This is a genomic window from Protofrankia sp. BMG5.30 (assembly GCF_001983005.1).
Lineage (GTDB): Bacteria > Actinomycetota > Actinomycetes > Frankiales > Frankiaceae > Protofrankia > Protofrankia coriariae.
Map to the genome: position 1 here is coordinate 64,393 of NZ_MOME01000026.1, position 19,512 is coordinate 83,904.

A 19,512-nucleotide genomic window follows, 5' to 3' on the forward strand; every position below is an offset into this window, starting at 1 on the left:
CCAGGACAGCGGCGATCATATCGGCTCCGATCTGACGATCAGGGACTTCAGGTACGTCTCACAGTTGCGGCGGGACTCCTCCACCGAGTCGCCGCCGAACTTCTCCAGGGCCGCGTCGGCGATCACCAGCGCCACCATGGCCTCGCCGACCACCCCGGCGGCGGGTACCGCGCACACGTCCGAGCGCTGCGCGATCGCGACCGCCCGCTCCCCGGTGGCGACGTCGATCGTCGACAGGGGCCGGGACAGCGTCGAGATCGGCTTCATGGCGGCCCGGACCCGCAGCGGCTCCCCGGTGGTCATCCCCCCTTCGACACCGCCGGCGCGGTCGGTGGCGCGCCGCACCCGGTAGATGCCCCCAGGGTGCGCCGCCGCTTCCGGGGCGTCCCCGGCGGGCACCGACTCGATCTCGTCGTGGGCCTGCGACCCGCGGCGACGGGCCGTGGTGAAGCCGTCGCCGAACTCCACACCTTTGATCGCCTGGATGCCCATCAGCTCCCCGGCGATCCGCGCGTCGAGGCGGCGGTCGCCGTGCACGTAGCTGCCCAGCCCCGGCGGGCAGCCATAGGCGAGCACCTCGACGATCCCGCCCAGGGTGTCGGCGTCCCGGTGGGCGGCGTCGATCTCGGCGACCATCCGCACGCTCGTCGCCGGGTCGGCGCAGCGGACCGGGTCGGCGTCCACCACGTCCATCGCGGCCGGCTGGGGCAACGGTGAGCCGGGCGGCACCTCGACAGCGCCGATCGACACCACGTGCGAGACGACCTCGATGCCGTACGCCTGCCGCAGCAGGGCCTTGGCGATCGTGCCCAGCGCGACACGGGCCGCAGTCTCCCGGGCGCTGGCCCGTTCCAGCACCGGGCGGGCGTCGTCGAACCCGTACTTCTGCATACCGGCAAGATCCGCATGGCCGGGCCGGGGGCGGGTCAGGGGGGCGTTGCGGGCCAACCTGGCAAGCCCCTCGGCGTCGACCGGATCCGGCGCCATGACCTCCCGCCACTTCGGCCACTCGGTGTTGCGGACGACGACGCTCACCGGGCCGCCCAGGGTCAGGCCGTGGYGGACCCCGCCGAGCAGCTCGACCTCGTCCCGCTCGAAGCTCATCCGGGCGCCCCGCCCGTGCCCGAGCCGACGTCGGGCGAGTTCGTCGGCGATCAGGGAGCTGGACACCCGGATACCGGCCGGCAGCCCCTCCACGGTCGCCACCAGAGCCGGCCCGTGCGACTCCCCGGCAGTCAACCAACGCAGCATGAGGCCAGTCTTCCACGCCACCGGCGCGCCGGAACCAGCTCCTTCGACCGGGATGCCCGCGAGACGGGAATGGTCCGGGAGGCTATCCCGCGTTCCAGCCGAGGACGCCGACGAACGCCCCCGTCAGTAGGAACGGCCCGTAGGCGATCGATGTCCGCCGGCCTGCCCGCCGCGTCACCATCAGGACCAGCGCCCACACCCCGGCAAGGGCGATCCCGGCCAGCAGCCCGGTGAGGGCCACCGGGACGCCGAGCCAGCCGAGCGCGCCACCGAGCAGACCGGACAGCTTCACGTCGCCGAAGCCCAGACCGGCGCCGGGCAGCGCCCAGAAGGCCGTGAACAGGGCGAGCACGGCCACTGCCACGAGGACGGCGCGCACCCAGCGCCCCGGGCCGCCGTCCAGGACCGCGGCGATGCCGAACAGCCCGGCCAGGACCGGGTAGGACGGCAGGGTGATCACGTCGGGCAGCCGGTGGACCCGGGCGTCGACGGCGGCCAGGAGCACGCCGACCACCCCGAGGTAGGCGTACGCCGGCAGCCAGGCGACATGATCGGTCAGCTTGGCCGCGAACGCGACGACGACGGTGGCCGTGAGCAGGCCCAGGGTGTCCGGGGTCGGCGCCGGCCGGCGCGGCTGTTCCCCCGCCACCGGCCCGAAGAGGCCCACCATGCGGGTCAGCCCCGGGACGACGCACAGGACGGCGAGGACGATCGCGACAACCAGCACGACCGACCCGGTCGACATGGCCGACCCGCCCGGCACGGCCGGTGTCACGGGCACAGCGGACGGGGCGGACGGGGCGGACCCGGCGGGTACGACGAACGTGTCGAGTACGGCGGATGTGTCGGGCAGGGCGGGCGCGGCGGGCGTGACGAGTCCGGCGGGCACGGCGGATATGGCGGATGGGTGGGCCCGGCGGGGGTGACGCCCGCGGATCCGGGCGGCGGGACGTTCACCGTGCCGCCAGGGCGGCTTCGCCCGCGGTCAGGAGCAGGTCCACGTCCACCTCGGCGCCGGTGAACAGCCGGACCTGCCCGACCGCCTGGGCGGCCAGCACGACCAGCCCACCGGCGACCGGCGCCCCGGCCGCCCGCGCGGCGGCGGCGAGCCGGGTGGGCCACGGGTGGTAGAGCAGTTCGACCAGGGCGGTCGAGGCGGGCCACGGCCTGCGCGCGAGCTCGTCGGTGACGCCGGCCGGCGTGGTCGCGAGCACGACGTCGGCGGCGGCAAGGAGCTCCACCGGGTCCACCGGGTCCGCCAGGTCCACAAGGTCCGTCGGATCCGACAGGTCCGACGGTTTCGCCTGGGGCGTGGGCGCGGCGGGCCCGGTGCCGGTGGTGTCCCAGCGGTGGACGGTGACGGCCAGCCCGAGAGAGGTGCCGATCTCGGCCAGGGGGGCTGCGGCCGGCGGGCGGCGGGCGAGGATGTCGGCCCGCTCGGCGCCGAGCGCGGCAAGCGCGGCGAGCACGGCCCGGGCAGTGCCCCCGGCGCCGATGACGAGCGGGCTGCGCGGTGCCCGCCCGTTGCCGAGGACCGTTGTCACGGCATGCGCCGTTCCGGCGACGTCGGTGTTGAAGCCGGCCAGCCGCACGGGCCCGGCGTCCGCGGCACGTTCCTGCCCGGCGGCGTGCCCGGCAGCCCGCCTGGCAGCGCGGTCCTCCCCGGCATCCCGGCCGGCGTCCCGCTGGACGGCACCTCCGGCATCGCGTCCGGCGTCGCGGTGGCCACTGCCGCGGTAGCCACTGCCGTGAGAGCCATCGCGTTCGACGACGACGGTGTTGACGGCGCCGACGGCCGCGGCGGTGTCGTCGATCCGGTCGAGGAAGGCCAGGACGGCCCGTTTGAGCGGCATGGTCAGCGACAGGCCGACCCAGCCCGGTTCGGTGCGCACCCGCGCGATCAGGTCGCCGATCGCGCTGTCGTCGCAGGCGACCGCAGTGTAGTCCCAGTCGATTCCCAGCGCGCGATATGCCGCATGGTGCATCACCGGTGACAGCGAGTGCGCTATCGGCATTCCCGCGACGGCCGCTCGCGGCCGGTGGCCTCTGGCGGTCATGACCCGCCCTCGGAGCGGTAGCGGGCGAGTGCCTCCTGCCACTCCCGGTCCGTCGTCGCGAAGATCGTCACGTTCGACCTCGGCAGGGACACGAAGTACATCCACGGCCCGTCGACCGGGTGCAGGGCGGACTCCAGCGCCCACTTCCCCGGGTTGGAGATGGCCCCCGGTGGCAGGCCCGCCACCCTGCGCGTGTTGTAGGGGTTGTTGCTGGCGAGCTGGCTCTGGGTCAGCGGGCCCTCGTACTCGCTGAGGGCGTACCGGGTGGTCGAGTCCAGGTCGAGGCGGCGGAACCGGCCGGAGGTGTCGGTGAGCCGGTTGTAGATGACCCGGGCGACCTTCGGCCCCTCGTCCGGGTTCTTCACCTCACGCTCGATGATGGAGGCGATCGTGATGATGTCCTGAGGGGTGCGCCCCAGCGCGGCCGCGCCCGCCTCGATATCGAGAGCGGCCGTCTCCGTCCTGAACCTGTCGACGAAGCTCTTGAGCGTGGCGGTCGCGGAGGCGCCTGGTCGCAGATCGTAGGTGAAGGGGTACAGATAGCCCTCGACACCGGTCGCGTACGACGGCAGCTGGAGCTCGCCCGGGTTCTTCACGATCTCCTCGAGCGTGGAGAGCGGCTGGCCGGTGCGTTCCGCCAGCGTCGTGAGCACCTGTTTGACGGTCATGCCCTCGGTGATGGTGAGCCGGAACAGGGTGTGGGACTTCACGTCGAGCAGCGTGGCCAGCGCGTCGGCCGCCCGCAGGTGCTGCTTGAGCCTGTAGAAGCCGGGCTGGATGGAACGCGACCGTTCGTCGGCCGCGGCCGCGTTGACGAAGGCGGCCGGTGTCCGCACGACCTCGGCGGAGGCGAGCACCCGGGCGATGTCCCGGGCGGTCGAGCCGGCCTGGATCTGGATGATGACCGAGCCGTCACCGGGCCCGGAATAGTCGATCGCCGACTCACCGGCCGTGACGCGCCCGATCACCTTGCCCGCGCCGTAGATCCCACCGCAGAGGATCCCGGCCACCACCACCAGGATCGCGATAAGCTTGGGCGCGGTACGGCCCCGCCGCCGAGCCCGGCCACGGCCGCCGCGACCGCCATGACCACCGTGGCTACCACGGCCACCACCGGTGGGTCGCCCGCGGTACGACGCCCGGCTGCCTGATGTGTCATCGAGCAGCTCGTCGAGGTCGTCCCCGATCACGTGTCGTCCGCGTGGCGATCCGGCTCACGCCGGGTGGCCACGGCATCGGACGCCCCCGCGTCATGCGGGATGTCCAGGGCGGACTGCAGGATCTGCACCGCTGCCTCCTGGTCTACGACTGCGCGACGGTCCCGTGCGCGCAGGCCACGCTCGGCCATCCGGCGGTGGGCCACGACCGTGGTCAGCCGCTCGTCGACGAGCCGCACCGGGACAGGGGCGACGCGGGCCGCCAGCAGGTCGGCGTATTCCCGGGCCTTACGGGCCGCCGGCCCCGGGAGACCAGACAACCGTGTCGGGAGACCCACGACGACCTCCACCGCATGACGATCGCGCACAATCATCGCAATCTCGTCGAGATCGCTGTTCAGCCGGGTGTCCCGTCGCAGCGTCGTCACCGGGAACGCGATCCTCGCGTCAGGATCGCTGGCCGCGACCCCTATTCTGACTGTGCCCACATCGATACCGACGTGCACCCCCGTCCGGCGGTTCATCGCGGACCGCCGGGGCGGGCCGATGCCTGGGCCGATACCGGGACGCGCTCACGCGGAACGGGCACCGGGGATACCCGGGGYGTCGGCGCCGGGCGGGCCGCCGGCACCGCGCGCGTCACCGGTGTCGTCCGGCCCGGTGTCATCCAGCCCCAGCGCCTGGCGAAGCTCATCCTCCCGCTCGGCCATCCCTTCCCGGACGTCGGCCAGGAAATCCTGCACCGACTCTACGAGGGACCCGGCAAGGTGCTGCGGAGTGAGGGTGGAGACGGCGCGGGCGGCACGCCGCACGGTCACCACTCCCACCGCCGCGCCGAGCGCGATGTAGAACACCCGCGGCATCATGCGCTCCGGCTGTCGACGTCGGCCCCGCGAACCGTGGCCGCCGGCGCGGCGGAGCCGGCCCGCCGGGCGGCCCGCCGGGAGGCTCGCTGCGCCGCCCGCTCCGCCTTGATCTCCGTCGTGATCTGTGACTCGATGTCGGCGCGGGCCCGCTTCGCCGCCGCCCGCCGGACCCCGTACGAGAACGCCGCGACCCGTACGACCGGGCCGCCGACCGTCGCCGCGAACAGCGACGTGAGCGAGGAGATGTTCGTCGAGATCGTCTGTACGTTCGCCGTGATGGCGTCGACCCGGTCGAGTTCCTTGTTCACGTGGCTGAGCGCCTGGTTCACCTCGTCCACCGTCGCGCCCGCCTGCCGCACGCGCGCGGTGCCCTCGTCGATGGCCAGCCCGGTCTGACGGACCCGGGCGGCCGCCTCGTCGAAGATCTTCCCGAGCTTGAACAACACGTAGCAGCCGAACAGGACGAGCACGGAGAACGCCCCCGCCGCGATCAGTYCCGCGATCGCACCACCGGACATGTGTGCCCTGCCTCCGCTGTCAGGGGCCGTGACCCGGCCACACCTTTGTGACAAGCCGTACATTCGTGACAAACTGCGCGACCGAACGTCCAGGATTTCCGCGACCAGGCCCCCTACACCGGCCGCACCRGCACCGCGACGACGGCCCTCCCCGACGGGCCGGTGGCGACGCGGGTCATCTTTCCCCCACGCCGCCGCCGGGCCCGGGCCCTGGAACACCGCGGGAGAGCACCCACAGCCCCCGGACAACGGTCGACGGAGCGTCGAACTCGACGTTCCTGGAGTGACCCTACCGAGCGCGACCGGCTTCGTGGTCACTCGCCTCTGATGGCTCGTCCACATCTGCCCCGGCTGCGGCCCCGGCCACAGCCCCGACCACAGCACCGGCCTCGGTCCCGGCGGCGGGCGCGGCGGCTGCGCTGCCGGTCGTGGCAGTGGTGGCAGTGGTGGCGCCGCCAGGCGCGGGGCTGGCGGTGGCGGAGCCGCGGAGGGCCTCGCGCAGGAACGCCAGCCGCTGCCCGGCCCGCTGCTCGAACCCGTGCCCGCTCGGCTGGTAGTAGCTCGCTCCCACCAGCGGGTCGGGGGCGTACTGCTGGCTCACGACCCCGCCCGGATGGTCGTGGGGGTACCGGTAGCCGTCGCCGTGGCCCAGCCGGCCCGCGCCCGGGTAGTGCGCGTCCCGCAGGTGGGGCGGGACCGGCCCGGCACGCCCGGCGCGGACGTCGGCGACGGCCGCGTCGACGGCCCGGATGACCGCGTTGGACTTCGGCGCCAGCGCGAGATGGATCACAGCCTGCGCGAGCGCGAGCCGGGCCTCGGGCAGGCCCACCATCTCCAGGGCCTGGGCGGCGGCCACGGCCACCCCGAGCGCCCCGGGCTCGGCCAGGCCCACGTCCTCACTGGCCAGTATGATCATCCTGCGGGCGACGAACCGGGGATCCTCCCCCGCCTCCAGCATCCGGGCCAGATAGTGCAGGGCGGCGTCGACGTCACTGCCGCGCACGGACTTGATCAGCGCGCTCGACACGTCGTAGTGCTGGTCACCGGCGCGGTCGTAGCGCACCGCAGCCCGGTTCACCGCCCGTTCGAGGGTGGCGAGGTCGATCCGGACGGGCGGGCGGCCCGCCCCCGACCCGTCGCCGCCGGTGCCCGCCGCCGCGGTGGCGGCCGGGCCCGGGCCCGCCGTCGCCGCGGCGGCGAGGGCGGCGTCGCCGGCGGCCTGCAGGGCGGTCAGGACGCGGCGGGCGTCCCCGCCGGCCAGGCGCAGCAGATGGGTGACCGCGTCCGTGTCCATCGTCAGCAGGCCGCCGTACCCCCGCCGGTCGTCGAGCGCCCGCTGGACCAGGACGCGCAGGTCGTCCTCGGTGAGCGGCTCCAGGGTGAGCAGCAGCGACCGGGACAGCAGCGGTGCCACCACGGAGAAGAACGGGTTCTCGGTGGTAGCGGCGACCAGGGTGACCAGCCCGTTCTCCACCGCCGGCAGCAGCGCGTCCTGCTGGGTCCTGGTGAAACGGTGCACCTCGTCGATGAACAGGACCGTGCGGACGCCGGACACCGCGAGCGTGTCCCGCGCCTGGTCGATCACCGCCCGTACGTCCTTGACACCGGCGGTGACCGCGGACAGCTCCCGGAACCGGCGCCCGCCGGAGCCGGAGATGATGTGCGCGAGCGTCGTCTTGCCGCTGCCCGGCGGCCCCCAGAGCAGGACCGAGGTGGTGCCGCCGCCTTCCACCAGGCGCCGCAGCGGGCTGCCCGCGCCGAGCAGGTGACGCTGCCCGACGAGTTCGTCGAGGGTGCGGGGGCGCAGCCGGGCCGCGAGCGGACCCGACGTCGCCAGGGCCTGCTCGAGCCCGGCGTCGAACAGGCTCACCCACCTACCGTATGCCGGCCCTGCCACCCGGCGGCGGGCGGCGGGCGGCCGCTCCCGGCGCGTGACGGGCCGGCCTGCCGTACCTGTCGGCCGTGCCTACCGGGTGACGGCCGGGTGGCCGTGGGCCGGCACGGGCGTGGGCCAGCCGGCGCCGGGACGGCCGACCGTGTGATGGCGGACGAGGCCGGCAAGATCCGGAGCGACCGAGAAGATCACCTGCCGTACCCGGTCGACGGCGAACGGCGCGAGCTCGTCGTATACCTCCGCGAAGACGGCGTGCGCCCGTACCCGCGGCCACTGGGGCGGCAGCAGCTTCAGCGGCAGGTCGGGGTCGAGGCCGGGGAAGCGCCGCCAGGCGTCCAGGACCGCGGTCCGGGCCACCAGCGCCTCCGCCGGGTCCACGTCGGCGGCCCTGATCCGTCCGAGCAGGAGGGTGTGGGTGCGGATGAAGTCCTCGTAACGGGCGCGCAGTTCGGTGAGGTCCCAGGCCTCGATCGGCCTTCTGGGACCGACCGCCACGGCCATCGCGCTCATCCCGCCCGTCCCGGCCGTCTCGACCACCCCGGTCGCCTCGACCGCCGTCAGGACCGTCGCGTTGGGCACGCCGAGTTCGGCGAACATCCGGATGACCGCCTCCGCCTCCTGCCGGGGGGAGACCCACATGCCGTCGTAGAGCGGCGCGAAACCCAGCCAGCGCAGCCTGTTGCGAACGGCATGGCGGATGTCACGCTGCTCCTCCGGCAGCGAGAAGGCGGCAACGACCCACCTGCCGTCCCACCCGGTTCCGGCCTGCCCGAACGACAGGACGCGCACGGCGCTGTCCTGCAGCGCCTCGGCCGCCTGGCCGGTCAGGCCGTAGTAGGTGTTGCGGCCGACCCGCGAGGACTCCAGCAGCCCACGGCGCGCGAGCCGGCTGAGCGCCGCGCGCGCGCCGACCGTCGAGATGTCGAAGTCCGCCAGCAGACGCACCAGCGCCGCGGACGGTATGTGCTCCTCGCACCCGTGCCAGTAGTCGCCGAGCAGGGTCATGAGCAGACGTTGCGGCTGGGCGCCGAGCCGAAAGCGCGGAAGATCGACTTTGGACGTATGGTCCCGGGTGACGACGGGTCCGGTGATTACCACGGAAGACGATATTACGAGCCGATACATCCAGAGCTGCCACGCGCCGGTATGCCGAACCGACAGGTCCGGCGGGTTCGCGCGTCCCGTCAGCCCGGCCTGAGGCCGGACGCGGCGCGACGCGACGCGACACCCCGTGGATTCGCGGTCGTACTTCCTCGCCGCCGTGGCGGCCCGTGGCGGCCCGTGGTCACGACTCCCCGCGGCCGTGGGTCGCCGATCCCCGTGGCACCCGCCCACGCGGGCCGAGCCGGGACCACTGACGCGCCCAGCCGTCGAGGGGCTCGAGCACGCCCTGCAGGCGCCGTCCGTGCGCGCTCAGCCGGTAGTCACCGGCCTCGCCCACCTCGATGATCCCGGCCTCGCGCAGCTCGCGCAGCCGCTGGGACAGGTGCGACTCGGTGGCGTCCAGCCGGGCCGCGAGGGAGCGGAACGCCGTCGGCCCGTCCCGCAGGATCCAGAACACCGGTAGCGCGTGCCGCCTGCCCAGCAGGTCGATCACCTCGGCCAGCGCGGCCACACCCTGGGAGGCCGCGTCCGCTCGCGCACCRTCACGTGCCATGCCACCCCGCCGTCATACATATCATCACACACTGTAACGTATTATTCGGCGTGTTGTTACATATTACGTCACACGCCGTCACGCAATATGTCACAACACGCATCACGGGCTGTCACATGGCGCGCCGCACGCCATCACGTACCGTGTCGCGCTATGTCGCGCGCCGTGGTCAGGGTGTGCGGATCGCGCCGGAACCGTTCGGGCTGTGCGCCCCGACCGTGCCRACGAAGGTGCCGGTGGCCGGCGCCGTCCGCTCGCCCCGGCCGGTGACGCTTCCAAGTGTCCGGCGAGCCCGCTCCAGCAGGCTGCCCGCCTGGGCCGAGACGACTCCGGCCGCRCTCTGCACCTCCGGACGCTCCCGGACCGCGCGCGCCTGACGCATGATCGCGTCATAGTGCTCCCGGCCCGCGCGGGCCCCCAGCAGGTAGCCGAGCCCGAAACCGACGATGAAACCGGGTCTGACGTGCATGCTGCCTCCCGCTCGGTGTCACTGTGCACCCTTGCCGACCTTCACGAACGCATGAACGCTCCTGGCCGCCGGCGCCCGCGCACGGTCGCCACCCACACCCGGTGGCCGCCGTCACCGGACAACAACGGGCAGGGCGCCCGCAACCATGACCATCCTGCCCGAGCGGCCGCACGCCGACGGTCAACCAGCCGACCGACCCGTGTTTACTACCCCGCTGAACCATCCGCGCGAACCTCAGGTAACCTTGCCCAGTCAGATGCTCCCGACGTCATCGTCTGGAGCGTCGCGATCCCGCGTAGCTCAATTGGCAGAGCGTCCGGCTGTTAACCGGCAGGTTACAGGTTCGAGTCCTGTCGCGGGAGCACAAGCCCAGGTCGGAGGCTCGAAGCCTTGTGCGATCACCGCAGTGGTGACGCTTTGGCCGTCAGTCCCACCCCGTCCAGCCGTGAAGATTTTTGATCTTTAACTGCCCTGCGGACTGATCAATAAGTCTTCGTGCCGACCGGAGCGTCGTCCCGCTCGAGCGGTGTGGATCACAGAACCGTTCACGGTGGGCGATCTGGACTTCTGGCCCCGCGGTCAGACGTCGAGGACGAGCCGTGCGCCGCGTGCGCGTGAGCGGCACACCATCATCACGGTGTTGGCGGTGCGCTCCTCCTCGGTCAGGAGCGAGTCCCGGTGGTCGACCTCGCCCGCCAACACCTTGGTTTCGCAGGTGCCGCACACGCCCTCGCCGCACGAGGTGGCGATGTGGATGCCCTGGTCGGCGAGCGCGTCCAACACGGAAACGCCAGGGGGAACGATCACGGTGATACCGGAGCGCTCGGCCACGACCTCGAAGGGCCGGTCGCCCGTGTCGTCGGCCTCGACCGGAGCGAAGCGCTCGACGTGCAGTGTCCCGGGTGGCCAGGAACGGCACGCACGGTCGACCTCCCTGAGCAGCGGTTCTGGTCCGCAGCAGTAGACCGCGGTTCCGATCCGTGGTTGGCCCAGCGCCGCCGGGATGTCGATGAGCCCGGTCTCGTCCTGGGGTGCGATGGTCACGCGCTCGCCCCTGCCCTCGAGCTCGTGCAGGAAGGCCATCGACTCGCGGGACCTGCCGCCGTAGGTCAGCCGCCAGTTCTGGTTTTYCCGGCGCTCCAGCTCCCGGACCATGGCGATGATCGGCGTGATCCCGATGCCGCCGGCGATGAAGACGTACCGTTGCGCGGCCGCGAGTGGAAACTTGTTTCGCGGGCCCCGGACCTGAATCACGTCGCCTTCGCGGATGTTGTCGTGGATCCAGGCCGATCCGCCACGGCCGTCGGGCGCGTTGAGCACCGCGATGCTCCAGGCCCCGTCACTGCCGCACAGGGAGTACTGGCGTGCGCGTCCCTCGGGCAGCAGCAGATCGATGTGTGCGCCGGCCTGCCAGTCGGGGATGGCGGCGCCGGAGGGGTCGGCGAGGGTGAGTCCCACGACGTCGTGGGCGTGCTGGACTCGCTCGGTTACCACGACTTCGCGAGTGTCATCGGTCATGAGCTACTCCTGCGGCGGCTGCTGCGCGGTTCGTCCTTCGCTGGTGCAGTTCGAGGAGAACGCAACCGAACTCCTCGTCCTCACGTCCGGCGGCATGGTGCCGACTCTCACGGTGCCGGTTCTGTAGCAGTTCGAGTTCCCTCTGCAGTGAATCGTTGCGCGCGATAAGATCGTTCAGCCCACGATCCGTGACGCCGGGCGCAGGTTGCGGCCGGCGTGGCTGCCTCGTGCGCTGCACACCGGCGAGCCGGGCGAGGCTGGCGAGCGTCACCTCCAGGTCGACGTTGTCCGTTTCCAGATAGTGATGCTGCACATCCCACGTGTCCGCGAGCCTGCCGAGGACATGGATCGCCGCGCGCAGCTGGCGGGCGGCGGACCCGGCGGGCACGGCAGGCAGAACCTCGTCGCGCAGTTCACGGCGAAGCCCCTCGAGCAGCTCGCCGGGGGTTGGTCTCAGCATGGCGTCTCCAACGGCCTGCTGGCTCCGATCCACTCCAGGCACGCCTGGACGGAAGGGATCACGGTTCGGGCTCGGTCGATCAGCCGTAGGTTGTGGCTACGGCCGTCGATGACCGCACGGGCTGCCTGCAGGCTGATCGTGGCGTACCTGACCTCGCAGAAGACGCGGTTCCAGCGCAGTGCCGCTCCGGTGACAGGTACGCCTCCGGCCGCTTCGTACGCCGCGACGAACTCCTCGAGTGGCACGAACCGCTCCGGGCTCCACAGGGCGTGGTAGGCCCACGCGATGTCCTCGACCGGGTCGCCGACGTGCGCCATCTCCCAGTCCAGCAGACCGACGATGCGGGCGCCTTCGTAGAGGACGTTGCCCGGCCGAAAGTCACCATGCACGAGCGCTGGTCGCGCGGGTGGGGTGGCATTGTCGTCAAGCCAGTCGTACAGCCAGGACAGCGCCGGGTACGACTCAAGGCGGCAGTCCTCGAATCGTGCGCGCCAGTAGGCCAGCTGCGGTTCACCGGTTCCCGCGGCCGGTGTGACGGCGTGTAGCTCGGCTGCCGCCCGGGCCAGGTCCAGGGTTCGCRCACGGCCCAGCTCGGTGTCGGCCGAGAGGTACTCCACCGCGTCCGCTCGGCCCGGCAGCCGCYGGAGGAGCACCGCGGGTGCCCCGAACAGATGCCCGTCCGGGTCGTGCGCCCACACTTTCGGCGCCCGTACGCCACGTTCGGCCAGCCCGTCCAGTGCCACGAACTCGTGTGCCGGGTCGGTCTGTACCTGCGAGCCAGGGGCACGGACGAGCAGGATCAACGGCTCCTCGTGTTTGCTCGCGTGCGTGTCCCGGCCCAAGGCCCAGCGGGCGTCGCAGGCCCACGCGATGCGGGCGTTCCCGCCGAAGACCCGCACCGGCTCCGAAACGGTCACCTCCCCGGCCTCCGGCAGGCGCAGACGTAGCAGTTCCCGCACGCGAGCGGCCAGCTGGGCCGGTGCGTGCTGAGGAAGGGTGGGTCGGGTCATCGGACGCCGGCTGCGACTCGCAGGGTCTCGCCTGTGATGGCATCGGACTGGGGTTCGAGGAAGAACGCGATGCCTTCGCCGAGGTCTTCCGGTGTGGGCACGTCACCGAGTGCCGTGTACTCGAGGTGCCGATTCAGGTATCCGTCGTCGATCCACGCGCGTACCCGGTCACTGAGGACCAGCCCCGGGGCGATGCAGTTGGCCCGGATCCCCTGACGGCCCAGTTGCACGCTGACGCTCTGGGTGAGCGCGACCACCGCGGCCTTGRCCGAGTTGTAGGCGGCGTTACCGAGTTCGAGACGGTTGGCGAAGGCAGCCAGCGAGGCCACGTTGACGATCTTTCCGTAGCCCTGCGCAACGAAGTGCTTTTCCAGCGCGCGGCACATCAGGAAGGCGCTGTTCACGTTGAGCGCATACATCTGCACCCAGCTGTCCAACGAGATGGACTCCAGCGGCACGTCATAGACGTCACGGTTGATGTTGACCATCCCGCCGGCGACGTTCGCCACGCCCTGCACCGAGCCGAACTCCGTCACCGCGAAGTCGACCGCCTCCTGAACCCCCGCCTCGGAGGTCACGTCAGCCTTGATCGTCCGCAGGGTTCCGGGCAGCCCGCGGGTGGACTCGATCGTGCCGTTGAGCCGACGCGAGCTCAGGTCGACCGCGACGACGTTCGAACTCACCCGGAGCAGCCTGRCCGCCGCGGCACCGCCGATGCCGCCGCCGGCGCCCGTGACGATGTAGGTGCGTTCGTTGAGGGGCAGGGCCGGCCGCCGCGGGGGGGCCACCGCTGTGCTGGGCATGTCACACTCGCCTTCAGATGTAGGAACGCTGGACGAAGTTCGGTGCGCGCTTCTCGCGCAGAGCGGCCAGGCCTTCGGTCGCCTCGGGTCCGGTGAAGCCCAGGATTCCGAACGCCAGGGAGGCTTCGAACGAGGGCCATGCGGCGCGAACCCAGTTGTTGAGCGACTGTTTGGTCCAGCGGATCGCGCTCGGCGCCCCGTGCGCGAGCCGGGACGCGATGTGCAGAGCATGCTTGTCGACCAGGTTGTCGTCGACGCAGAACGTCACGAGCCCGATGCGCTCGGCTTCCTCGCCCGTGATGGCGTCGCTGGTCATCAGGTAGTACTTCGCCTTGGACAGTCCGCACAGCAGCGGCCATATCGCGACCGCATGGTCATCGGCGGCCACGCCCAGGGTGGTGTGCCCGTCCACGAGCTTGGCGGTGCGGCCGGCGACGCTCACGTCCGCCAGCAGGGCGGTGGCCAGCCCGCCGCCTGCCGCCGCTCCGCTGATCRCGGACACGATGGGCTTGCCGCAGTCGAGCATGTTCTGCACCAGGGCACGGCCTTCCTTCCACATCTGGCAGCGGAAGTCGTAGTCGTCGATGATGCGCTGCACCATGTCGAAGTCGCCGCCGGCGCTGTATGCCCGTCCTTTTCCGGCGAGGACCACGGCGGACACCTCGGGATCCTCGTCGATCAGGCGCCAGATCGAGCTCAGGTCCCGGTGCATCTGGAAGTCGAGCGAGTTCATCCTGCCGCGGCTGAGGGTCACGCGCAGGACGTGCGGCTCGGGCCAGTCGAGTTCCAGGCTCTMGTAGTCGGGGTAGCGGATGTCGGTCACAGCCCGGCCCCCGATCCGAACTCCCTGCGCAGCTCGGCCTTTGCGACCTTGCCGTAAACCGCGCGCGGCAGCTCCCCGCGGACCAGGACATGGCTGGCGCGCTGGTACTTGGCCAGGCGTTCGTTGGCCCACTGCCGGAGCTCCTCCGGGTCGATTTCCGCGCCGGAGCGTGGGATGACGACCACCAGGGGCGTCTCGCCCCACTTCAGGTGCGGCACGCCGATGGCCGCGGCCTCGCTGACGTCCGGATGGCGCATGAAGACCCGCTCGACGTCCACAGCGAAGATGTTGATACCACCGGATTTGATCATATCCTTGAGCCTGCCCGAGACATACAGGAAACCGTCCTTGTCCAGATGGCCGATGTCCCCGGTCCGCATGAAGCCGCGACCGTCCGGGGCGGTCCACGTCGCTTCCTCGGTCAGCTCGGGGTTCTTGTAGTAGCCGGTCATCATCCCGATCGAATRCACCACGATCTCGCCGCTCTCGCCCGGGGGGAGTTCCGCGCCGGCCTCGTCGATGATGCGGATGTCCTCCAGCATCAGGGGTTTGCCGACCGACGTGCGTTTGCCGCGGACCGCGTCCGCCGGCAGCCGCAGGGTCGCGAATCCTTCCGAGAAGCCATACACCTCGTGAATGCCGGCGCTCGGGAAGGCGTCCTCCAGCGCGTGATACGTCTTCTCGGCGATCGGCTGACCGGATGTGACGATGCAGCGCAGGCTGTTCACGTCATGGTTGCGCAGCTCGGGGTGTTCGAGAATGGCAGTCCACTGGGTGGGGACAAGGAAGGCGTGGGTGCCGCGCTCGCGCTCCACGGCCGCCAGGAACGCCTGGGCGGTGAACCTGCGCAGGATGACGACCGTTCCGCCCCGGTACATCGTCGGGATCATCGTGATCCAGGTTCCGGACGCGTACGGGGGCGTGCCGAGGACGGCGACCGAGTAGCGGTCGATCTTCAGTCCCATCGCGAAGCCGTACGGGTACATCATGCGGCTGACGTGGGTGTGCTCGATGCCCTTCGGGTGTCCGGTGGTCCCCGAGGTGTAGAGGATGGTGATAATGTCGAACGGGTCGATCTTCACTCCGCACGGCGTGACCGGGGACTCGGCCAGCAGATCCGGAACCGACCGCCAGTGGTCATGGGCCGTGCCGAACGTGAGCCAGCGGGAGTCGCCGATCAGCGGTAACCGCGCGCGAATGGAGTCGATGATCGACTCGGTCTCCGGATCGGCGACCAGGACGACCGCGTCGGAATCCGCCGCAAGGCGGACCAGCGACTCCCCGTCGAGCATGACGTTCAACGGCACCGTCACGCATCCGGCCTTCGCGCTTCCCCAGAACGCGACGAACGCGTTCAGCGACGCGGGCATGAACAGCGCGACCTTGTCACCCTTGTCGAGCCCTTCCGCCCGCAGCAGGTTGGCGAACTGGTTCGTCCGCTCGTCAAGCTCGCGCCACGTGAGTCGTTCGTCCTCGAATACGGCGGCTACCATATCCCCGCTGACTCGCGCATTGTGCGTGATCACATCCGGGCACATCAACGATAAGTCGTACTTCAGGCTCACGGGTGATCTCCTGATCTCCGATCCGTCCGAACGCATGCTCGGTGAGGACGCACGGTAGCCACGAACGGAAGCCGTGACGAGGGTCGCACCATTGACGTCCCTGTTCCGGGTTACAAAGCCGCCCGTCACCAAAGCCGCCCGTCACCAAAGCCGCGTCACCACAGGGCCCAACCGGGCCGACCCTCACGACAGGCCTCGTACGCGTCTGGCTCAACCGGTTGCAGGATGCCCGTCGTTGCTCTCGTACCGTCGATGACTGCGCAGTGGTGCTCGTCCAGCCCCCGCAGAGCGAGGCGGACGTGCGGGTCATTCACATCGAATCGATCCCATTCGGTCCGTTCTGGGCCCTTGTACGCACCGGGATGCAGCCCCGCGCCCGGGGTGCCGCCGTAGAAGCCACAGCGCATGAAGGCGGTCTGGTTGCCCAGCCGCTCGAGGCGCAGGGATCGGTGGGCGCCGTCGTCGAAGGTCAGGTCGATGACTCCCGCCAGAAACAGGTGCGTGTCGGGTTCGAAGCGCAGCCGGCGTTCGATCCTGTGCACGGAGCCGCTGCCCGGGCGAGGGTCGTCGAAGCCGTAGAGCAGCTTCCTGCCCCAGAGGCCGACGTCGTGCAGGTCGATCCAGATGCCGCCCTTCCAGCCGGGCCGGTGCACGCGCCCGCCGTTGAGCGCCGGGCCACCGACGCCCCGGCCGACGCCCCAGTGGCGGTCCCGGGTGCCGTGTGCTTGGCCGGGCGCCCAGTCCACCCGGGTGCCACCGACCTGAATCCAGCCGGCGACCTGGCCGAAGCTCTCGAATCCTGCGGTCACCTGCCGCTCGCCGGACTGCACCTGCGGCCCCCAGGCGGCGCCATACGTCGGGCGGCGGGTGTCGGTCCACTCCAGGTCGTAGGAAAAGCCCCACTCCCCCGGCTCGAGGACGTGCCGCCAGCGGTGGAGCCCCGCGAGGATCGTGGGGCGGATCGGGCCCACCGTGAGGTCCGCCGGCTCCGGCGACAGCGGACGGAAGGACCGCACCGAGCGGTGGTCGCCGCGGAAGTTGACGATCGCGTACGACTCGACCCGGCCAAGGACCGGGTAACAGCTGCCGCCCACGGCCAGGAGCAGGTCGCCCGTGTCGTCGTGCCACACGTTCCAGTACCGCTCGAAGAACCGCGGATCGTTCGACGCGGAGGTCGGCGGGTGCGAGACGGGGTACGGAGTCGAGTGGACGAACTCGTCGTCAAGCGGGACGAGCGGGGTGTTCACGCGTCCTCGAGCACGACCGGCAGCCGCAGCGGCCCGCGGCTGACCAGCGAGTTCGTCCACGGGATCGTGTCCAGGGGCTCGGCGAGCCGCAGGTGGGGGAATCGCTCCACCATGTGCCTGAACGCGATCTGCCCCTCCAGGCGTGCCAGCGGCGCGCCGAGGCAGAAGTGCACACCCTTCGAGAAGGCGAGATGCCCGTTCGCCCGGCCCTCGAGAACGATCTCGTCCGGCGATGCGAAGACGCCAGGATCACGGTTCGCGGCCGCGAGCATCGCGAAGACCCGATCGCCCTCCCTGAGGCGCTGCCCACCGAGTTCCGTATCCGTGGCGAGCAGGCGCCCGGTGGACAGCACCGGCGAGTCGAAGCGAAGGAACTCGTCCACGGCGGGGACGATCAGCCCGTCGACGTCAGCCGCCAGCTTGGCGGCGACGTCCGGGTGCTGGTGCAGGGCGATCAGGCCGTTGGTCAACAGGTGAGCGGTCGTCTCCTGCGCCCCGTTGCCGATCATCATCATGCTCGCGATCAGCTCGTCCTCGGTGAGCGTCTCGCCGTCGACCTCGGTGGTGATCATGCGGGTGAGTGCGTCGTCGTGCGGGCGAACCCGGCGTTCGTCAATCAGTTCGCGGAACAGGTCCGCCATCGAACAGGCGCCGTGCCGAGCTCTCTCGTACTTGTCGTCGACGCCTCGCRAGCTGCCGATGAACAGCATCATTTCGTCCGACCACTGCTTGACCTCGGCCAGCCGGTCGCGCGGGACGCCGAGCAGATCCATGACGACGTAACCCGGCAGGGTAAGAGCGATCTCGGTGAAGAAGTCGACCGGCTGGTCCTTCGGCAGGCTGTCGAACAGGTCCGACGTGATCTCGGTGATCGACGTCCGCAGGGACTCCACCATGCGAGGGTTGATAACCGTCGACAGGTAGCGGCGCAGCCGGGTGTGGTTCGGTGGATCCTGGAACACCATCCACAGTGACAGCCAGCGCAGCACGTCGGCCGCTGTCGCGCGGTTCTCCTCGGAAAGCCGTTCGTGCACCGGCAGGAGACGATTCGCCGAGAACACCACCGGCGTCGTGACCACAGTCTGAACACTGGCCCAGTCCACCGCGATCCAGCCCGACAGCGGCTCGCACCAATGCACACCGCCGGCGGTGCGCAGCTCCGCGAATATGGCATACGGATCGCGCAGTTGTATGGGATCAGTGGGATCGTACGCGGTCGGCATCGAACTCTCCAGGTTCTCGGAAAGCACGAGAATGGCACGCCGTCGGTCGGCTGTTCGACGGCCGCGACGCGCACGATCTGGAGCCGCGCACAAATCCCTCGTGCCGACCGACTCCCCCTCGAGTGCGATCCATGTCACAGTGAACCTTTCCCCGCAAAGATCAACTACCTTCCGTGACAGCTACCTGCCGTGACAGGCAAGGGAGGAGGCCAGGAGCGCCTTCTCCGCCCCGCGCACCATCGGTCCCGGCCTCTGGAAGATCAGCCTGATCGCCCGGGCCGCCCTCGCGATCCTCCATGTCGAGCACCACCGCACCACCTGGCGACCACCACGGACACCGCCGCCGTCAATTACAAAAAGTAACCAATCATTACAGGGAAGGCTCAGTACCCGCCATGACTCTTTCCATCAGACGCGTCGTGACCGGCGTCGACAGCACGGGAACCTCCATCGCCCATGAGGACGCGCCGCTGCCACCCGTCGAACTGGCGATCATGCCTGGTGTCCAGATGTTCCAGGTGTGGGGAACTGAGGGCCCACTCAGCAGCCCGCTCAGCGACCCGAAGCCCGACAACGCGGCCTTCTTCCCCGGGCCGGGCGGAACACGTTTCGGACTGTTTCGCCTCCCGCCGGAGGACGGTGCCGAACCAGGTGCCGAACCACACGAACCCAGCGCGGACGCGGCAACCCTCGAGTCCCAGGTCGCCGAGGCCGAAGCGAAGGTGCCAGGGTTGCTCGGCGTGTTCGAGCCCGACGCTCCGGGAATGCACCAGACCAGGAGCATCGACTACGTCATCGTCATCGATGGCGACCTCTGGGTGGAACTCGACAACGGGACCGAGATTCACCTCCCCCCGGGCACGTGTGTGGTTCAGAACGGCGCCAGGCACGGGTGGCGCAACCACGGAAAAGTTCCGGCCACGCTGGCCTACGTGATCCTGGACGCCCAGCAGCCCGCCCAGGGCCACTGAAAACCAAGAAAGGACATGGCGTA

General features: G+C 70.6%; 20 protein-coding genes and 1 tRNA gene. 2 read left to right on the forward strand and 19 right to left on the reverse strand.

Going from position 1 to position 19,512, the window contains the following annotated elements; genetic code table 11:
- Window positions 1-15: 15 nt before the first annotated feature.
- The 11 genes from aroC to BL254_RS15745 all read right to left on the reverse strand — a co-directional run bounded on the left by aroC (window position 16) and on the right by BL254_RS15745 (window position 9,869).
- Entirely contained in the window at window positions 16-1,251 is a 1,236-nt protein-coding gene (gene aroC, locus BL254_RS15695; protein WP_076843775.1) for a chorismate synthase, read from the reverse strand.
- A gap of 82 nt (window positions 1,252-1,333) precedes the next feature.
- Entirely contained in the window at window positions 1,334-2,140 is an 807-nt protein-coding gene (locus BL254_RS15700) for an A24 family peptidase (RefSeq protein ID WP_083731128.1), read from the reverse strand.
- A 64-nt stretch (window positions 2,141-2,204) separates the two neighbouring features.
- A complete protein-coding gene (locus tag BL254_RS15705) occupies window positions 2,205-3,308 on the reverse strand; it encodes a shikimate dehydrogenase (protein ID WP_076843776.1) in 1,104 nt (367 codons plus the stop codon).
- Complete coding sequence (gene mltG / locus BL254_RS15710) at window positions 3,305-4,498, reverse strand: endolytic transglycosylase MltG (protein WP_047224514.1); 1,194 nt, start codon at window positions 4,496-4,498, stop codon at window positions 3,305-3,307. The genes BL254_RS15705 and mltG overlap by 4 nt, the downstream gene beginning before the upstream one ends.
- Window positions 4,495-4,989, reverse strand: coding sequence for a Holliday junction resolvase RuvX (gene ruvX, locus BL254_RS15715; protein ID WP_047224513.1), 495 nt, complete (start codon window positions 4,987-4,989; stop codon window positions 4,495-4,497). The genes mltG and ruvX overlap by 4 nt, the downstream gene beginning before the upstream one ends.
- A gap of 48 nt (window positions 4,990-5,037) precedes the next feature.
- The gene (locus tag BL254_RS15720; RefSeq protein ID WP_076843824.1) at window positions 5,038-5,328 is read right to left on the reverse strand and encodes a DUF6167 family protein; all 291 of its coding nucleotides are present in this window, start codon (window positions 5,326-5,328) and stop codon (window positions 5,038-5,040) included.
- Window positions 5,328-5,849: a DUF948 domain-containing protein gene (locus tag BL254_RS15725; RefSeq protein ID WP_076843778.1), complete on the reverse strand. Its 522-nt coding sequence runs from the start codon at window positions 5,847-5,849 to the stop codon at window positions 5,328-5,330. The genes BL254_RS15720 and BL254_RS15725 overlap by 1 nt, the downstream gene beginning before the upstream one ends.
- Window positions 5,850-6,138: 289 nt before the next feature.
- On the reverse strand, window positions 6,139-7,719 hold the full coding sequence (locus BL254_RS15730; protein ID WP_076843780.1) for a replication-associated recombination protein A: 1,581 nt from the start codon (window positions 7,717-7,719) through the stop codon (window positions 6,139-6,141).
- Window positions 7,720-7,815: 96 nt separating this feature from the next.
- Window positions 7,816-8,748: a PaaX family transcriptional regulator C-terminal domain-containing protein gene (locus BL254_RS15735; RefSeq protein WP_047224530.1), complete on the reverse strand. Its 933-nt coding sequence runs from the start codon at window positions 8,746-8,748 to the stop codon at window positions 7,816-7,818.
- 280 nt (window positions 8,749-9,028) lie between these two features.
- A complete protein-coding gene (locus BL254_RS15740; RefSeq protein WP_047224512.1) occupies window positions 9,029-9,400 on the reverse strand; it encodes a helix-turn-helix domain-containing protein in 372 nt (123 codons plus the stop codon).
- 169 nt (window positions 9,401-9,569) lie between these two features.
- The gene (locus BL254_RS15745) at window positions 9,570-9,869 is read right to left on the reverse strand and encodes a hypothetical protein (RefSeq protein WP_047224511.1); all 300 of its coding nucleotides are present in this window, start codon (window positions 9,867-9,869) and stop codon (window positions 9,570-9,572) included.
- A gap of 289 nt (window positions 9,870-10,158) precedes the next feature.
- Here BL254_RS15745 and BL254_RS15750 point away from each other — a divergent pair.
- A tRNA-Asn gene (locus BL254_RS15750) sits at window positions 10,159-10,231 on the forward strand.
- Window positions 10,232-10,448: 217 nt separating this feature from the next.
- Here BL254_RS15750 and BL254_RS15755 read toward each other — a convergent pair.
- The 8 genes from BL254_RS15755 to BL254_RS15790 form a co-directional block, all read right to left on the reverse strand.
- Entirely contained in the window at window positions 10,449-11,387 is a 939-nt protein-coding gene (locus BL254_RS15755; protein ID WP_076843782.1) for a PDR/VanB family oxidoreductase, read from the reverse strand.
- Window positions 11,377-11,847: a hypothetical protein gene (locus BL254_RS15760; RefSeq protein WP_047224509.1), complete on the reverse strand. Its 471-nt coding sequence runs from the start codon at window positions 11,845-11,847 to the stop codon at window positions 11,377-11,379. Before BL254_RS15760 ends, BL254_RS15755 begins: the two co-directional genes overlap by 11 nt.
- On the reverse strand, window positions 11,841-12,857 hold the full coding sequence (locus BL254_RS15765) for a phosphotransferase family protein (protein WP_083731130.1): 1,017 nt from the start codon (window positions 12,855-12,857) through the stop codon (window positions 11,841-11,843). Before BL254_RS15765 ends, BL254_RS15760 begins: the two co-directional genes overlap by 7 nt.
- Window positions 12,854-13,660, reverse strand: a complete 807-nt coding sequence (locus tag BL254_RS15770) for an SDR family NAD(P)-dependent oxidoreductase (protein WP_076843784.1) — start codon at window positions 13,658-13,660, stop codon at window positions 12,854-12,856. The genes BL254_RS15765 and BL254_RS15770 overlap by 4 nt, the downstream gene beginning before the upstream one ends.
- A gap of 13 nt (window positions 13,661-13,673) precedes the next feature.
- Window positions 13,674-14,483 carry an enoyl-CoA hydratase/isomerase family protein gene (locus BL254_RS15775; RefSeq protein ID WP_076843786.1) on the reverse strand — a complete coding sequence of 270 codons (810 nt, stop codon included), beginning with the start codon at window positions 14,481-14,483 and terminating at the stop codon, window positions 13,674-13,676.
- Window positions 14,480-16,084: a class I adenylate-forming enzyme family protein gene (locus tag BL254_RS15780; protein ID WP_256386253.1), complete on the reverse strand. Its 1,605-nt coding sequence runs from the start codon at window positions 16,082-16,084 to the stop codon at window positions 14,480-14,482. The genes BL254_RS15775 and BL254_RS15780 overlap by 4 nt, the downstream gene beginning before the upstream one ends.
- A gap of 119 nt (window positions 16,085-16,203) precedes the next feature.
- Window positions 16,204-17,295: a hypothetical protein gene (locus BL254_RS15785; protein ID WP_047224506.1), complete on the reverse strand. Its 1,092-nt coding sequence runs from the start codon at window positions 17,293-17,295 to the stop codon at window positions 16,204-16,206.
- Entirely contained in the window at window positions 17,292-18,518 is a 1,227-nt protein-coding gene (locus BL254_RS15790) for a cytochrome P450 (protein ID WP_076843828.1), read from the reverse strand. Before BL254_RS15790 ends, BL254_RS15785 begins: the two co-directional genes overlap by 4 nt.
- A 395-nt stretch (window positions 18,519-18,913) precedes the next feature.
- Here BL254_RS15790 and BL254_RS15795 point away from each other — a divergent pair, with 395 nt between their 5' ends.
- Window positions 18,914-19,489, forward strand: a complete 576-nt coding sequence (locus BL254_RS15795; RefSeq protein ID WP_047224505.1) for a cupin domain-containing protein — start codon at window positions 18,914-18,916, stop codon at window positions 19,487-19,489.
- Window positions 19,490-19,512: the final 23 nt, after the last annotated feature.